The organism is Secundilactobacillus paracollinoides DSM 15502 = JCM 11969 (assembly GCF_001311135.1).
Classification (GTDB): domain Bacteria; phylum Bacillota; class Bacilli; order Lactobacillales; family Lactobacillaceae; genus Secundilactobacillus; species Secundilactobacillus paracollinoides.
Map to the genome: position 1 here is coordinate 1 of NZ_BBAG01000113.1, position 3,912 is coordinate 3,912.

Annotated in this window: 3 protein-coding genes; 2 read left to right on the plus strand and 1 reads right to left on the minus strand. The window is 45.3% G+C overall.

Going from position 1 to position 3,912, the window contains the following annotated elements; all coding sequences use genetic code 11:
- Positions 1-590: 590 nt before the first annotated feature.
- Positions 591-1,073: a DUF2179 domain-containing protein gene (locus tag JCM11969_RS16105; RefSeq protein ID WP_225353347.1), complete on the minus strand. Its 483-nt coding sequence runs from the start codon at positions 1,071-1,073 to the stop codon at positions 591-593.
- 127 nt (positions 1,074-1,200) lie between these two features.
- Between JCM11969_RS16105 and JCM11969_RS16110 the strand changes: the two genes are divergently transcribed.
- Both JCM11969_RS16110 and JCM11969_RS16115 read left to right on the plus strand, forming a co-directional pair.
- On the plus strand, positions 1,201-1,761 hold the full coding sequence (locus JCM11969_RS16110; RefSeq protein ID WP_054712857.1) for a sugar O-acetyltransferase: 561 nt from the start codon (positions 1,201-1,203) through the stop codon (positions 1,759-1,761).
- Between the two features lie 448 nt (positions 1,762-2,209).
- Entirely contained in the window at positions 2,210-3,841 is a 1,632-nt protein-coding gene (locus JCM11969_RS16115) for a BCCT family transporter (RefSeq protein ID WP_082409441.1), read from the plus strand.
- The last annotated feature ends 71 nt before the right edge of the window (positions 3,842-3,912 follow it).

Below are 3,912 nucleotides of genomic sequence, written 5' to 3' on the forward strand. Positions count from 1 at the left end.
TTTCATCTTCGTAGAGCTTGGGTCAGCATGCTTTCTCGTTTACCGAACGGCGTTGCTGAAGGACAGAGAACCACGAAGAAAGACCTGAACTTGGCCTTTCTGTCAGAGTTGAGTTACATGCAGTTTTCTGTTTTCCGAAACGCGTTTCGGTGTGGCAGCATATCCAGACAACTTGAATGGTTAACTTATGAATGATTCAAAAAGCGTGTGCCGACTGGTTTTGTTGGCATACGCTTTTTAGGACATGTAAATTAGTATCTGTTAATTTGACCAGTTTTAGGATAGAATCATTATTTAGGGACACTATGTTTTCCTCACTTTCGATTACTTTGTGGTGATTTAATCGTACCATGTGAGGACATAGCGTCCTTTTATAATGGAATAAGACAATAAAAAAGCTGGCATTGGTGTGGTCACCAATACCAGAAATTTTACAGCCGCTTTTTGATTGGGTCTATTTTTGATCTTGGTCGTCTTTCTTGGCAACCGCCCCTTGCCTTGCTTCACACTCTACTCCCTGTGTGTTGCCTTCCTAAACCTCTGATCAACTTCCTTACTCCAAAAGCCACCAGACATGTGGGTTGGTTCGTTCACCATAATGAAGCGTCTGGCGCTAGTTCGTTGACCAGCGTCATCAAGCGCCGGTCCGCTTTCCGCGGTGCTAGAATATTCATGATCAATCGGGTACCGTTTCGACCATAGCCCCAAGTTTCAGTGACGCCATAGCCGTGGTCACGAATTTTTTCTGGTAACGCCTTGTTTTGCTCATAGTTCTTATCGTCATTATTAATATTGACCGTTACTTGAAAGTTGACGTAGCCCAACGCCACGTGGTCTTCAATGATAATCCCTAGGTAAATGCCCAGGCCAAAGCCGACCGTATATGCAATAACGTTCAACGGAGAGTTAATATTTTTTAACGCAATCGCCAGCGCAATAACGTAAACGAATTCTTCAAGGACTGCGAGTAGCGGCGCCCAGAGTCTTTGCCGCCGGACGACCAACATGGTCCGAAACGTGTTAAGCGTGATATAACAAGCGTTTAGTAGAAAAATTGTTGCTGCAAGTTTCATTTAAACCGCCTCTATTCTTAAAAATGAACACATCTATTTTAGTGTGTTTAGGCGTGTGATGAAAGTATTTACCTCGCAAGTTTCATGTTTTTAGTGTGCTATGATAAGAGACAAGGAGGAATCTTAAATGACGACTGAACGCGAAAAAATGACTGCCGGTGAACCTTACCAGCAGTTTGATAAAGAATTGATCGACCGGCGAGTATACATTCGTCAGCAGATCGAAGAAATTAACCACATTACTAATAATAACAACCGTAACGACCGGTTTAAGGCACTACTGGCGGATACCGGGGACGACTTTTTTGTTGAAAGTGACTTTAAATTTGATTACGGCTTCAACATTCACATCGGGGATCATTTTTATGGTAACTATGACATGACCTTTCTGGATACCTGTCCCATCACGATCGGCTCACACTGTTACTTTGACCCCAACATTGGGCTGTATACGCCAGTGCACCCGCTTGACCCAACGAAGCGGAATGCTGACGTTGAGCTTGGAAAACCGATCACCATCGGAAATAGTGCCTGGCTTGGCGGTCGGGTAACCATTCTTCCTGGTGTGATACTCGGCGATAACGTTGTGGTGGGTGCCGGGTCGGTAGTCACAAAATCATTTGGCGACAACGTTGTGATTGCGGGTAATCCAGCCCGCATCATAAAAGAGATTCCGTCAAAAGCGTAAGTCATGATTTAAAAAGTTCTCAATTGCTTAAAACGCAAATTGAGGACTTTTTGTGTGGACTGATAGTCGATAACGATATTATAAATGGCAAGGAGTAAAGTGATTATTTTGATGACGCTTTCAGCTAGAGTAAGCAACGCATCAGTGATTATTTTAAAGGGGACAAATGACTAACCAACAGCTCAACTTGTTTTATAACAGATCAACCAACTGGCGCACACTTACCGTTTCATATGACTTTGCTTATTATTGTACTCGATTTTACTTATTATTTTAAACGTGTATAATGAATAATGTAAATTTGATCGGGTTTCTTTGGAAACGGCAATTTGTTGCAGAAAACGCTGTTGCAGGTGGTCTATGACTAGTCTCAGCAGCGTTTTTGTGTACAATTTGCAATCTGATCAAAATACGCTGATTTTTTTGAAATTAAACTGAAAAATCCGGCATGAGAGATTATAAGAGGAGGATTATTATTTTAAGAAGCAAGTTAATCAACAAGTGGGTCTTTGTTCCAACTGTTGGTTTGTTTCTGATGGCTACGTTGGTGTTAATGGTGGGCGGAAAGGGTCTGCAATCACCGTTAAGTGGTCTTCTGAACTGGATTAACCTGAAGTTGGGATGGCTGTATCTTGGTATCTATATCGTCAACTTCGTCTTCTTAATTGGATTGGCATTTAGCCATTACGGCAAGATTAAAATTGGAAAACCAAATGACAAGCCAATGTATAGCGGGTTCAAGTGGGGTGCGATGGTGTTCGCCACCGCAATCGATGCCAGTATCATGATGCTATCGATCACCGACCCGTTGACGTTTATCCAACATCCAGCGTTTCATTTACACGCCTACTCAAACGCAGCGTATGTGGCTGCAACGGCATACGGCCAGTTTAACTGGGGGCCGATGGCGTGGATGATGTTCGCGCCCGCAGCAATTTTGATCGGCTACCTGATGTATCGCAAGGGTCAGCCGGTCCAAAAATTGAGTGACGGCATTGCGATGTTGAATGGAAAATCACCATTGAAGCATTTTCTGGCCGGTTTGGTCAACTTCTTGGTGGTTGTCGGCATTATTGGCGGTGTTGGTTCGTCGATCGGGATGGAAGTGCCGATCACGGCCAAAGCGTTCTCGAGTGCAACCGGGGTGAAGTATGGTTTGCCTCTGGAACTTGGGTTATTCGCCGTTTTGTTTGTGCTCTTCGCTATGACGGTCTTTAAGGGCCTAAATGGTGGTATTGACCGTTTGAGTCAGGCACATATCTGGTTAGCCATTGGTTTTCTGGTCTTAATTTTGGCAGTGGGTCCAACCCGCTACTTAATTGTGAACCAAGCAAAGAGTCTGGGCGTTCTCGTCCAGAAGTTTATTCCGATTGCCACTAACACGGCTCCAAGTGTCACCCAGCAGGATACGATTTTCTACTGGGGTTGGTGGCTGTCATACATGCCTGTGATGGGCTTGTTTATCGCAAAGATTTCACGGGGCCGAACCATTCGGCAAATGCTGTTTGGGATGCTGCTCTACGGGTTTACAGGCTGTGCGTTGTTCTACGCCGTTATGGGTGGCTATGCACTCTGGCTGCAGCAAAATGGGGTCATTAACCTGGTCCACATTTTGAACACCCAGGGTCAAGCTGCGACGATTGCGACCGTCATTGGCACGTTGCCGATGAAGTCGATCATGACGCTCCTATACTGTGCGTCATGCTTCATCTTCCTGGCTACGACCATTTCGGGGTCAGCTTACATCCTGTCGTCGTTTACCAGCACGCCGTTGAATAACCGCGAACCAAGTCGTTTTAACCGGATGACTTGGGTGGTCGTCTTCATGATTTTTGCGTTCTCACTGGTATTAGTGGGTGGGTTCAACGTCATTCAAACGATATCAGTGATTGCCGGCTTCCCATTAATTGGAGTCGTCGTGATCGTCCTAATTTCCATCTACAGGTTGGTCCGTCGCGATTCCGAACTGGTCTTCAGCCCAAGCGAGACGGATATGAGTCTCGACGAGTTGCCAGCAACGGTGGAACGCAAGTCAGCAATTAGGGGAAAGTTGATTTTGTCGCCTAGGAATGTGGCCTGAGCGCGGAGCAAGGCGTTTTGAGGGCGGAGTGTAAGGTGTTTTGACCCGAAAAGTCCGGTTCTGACTTTTGG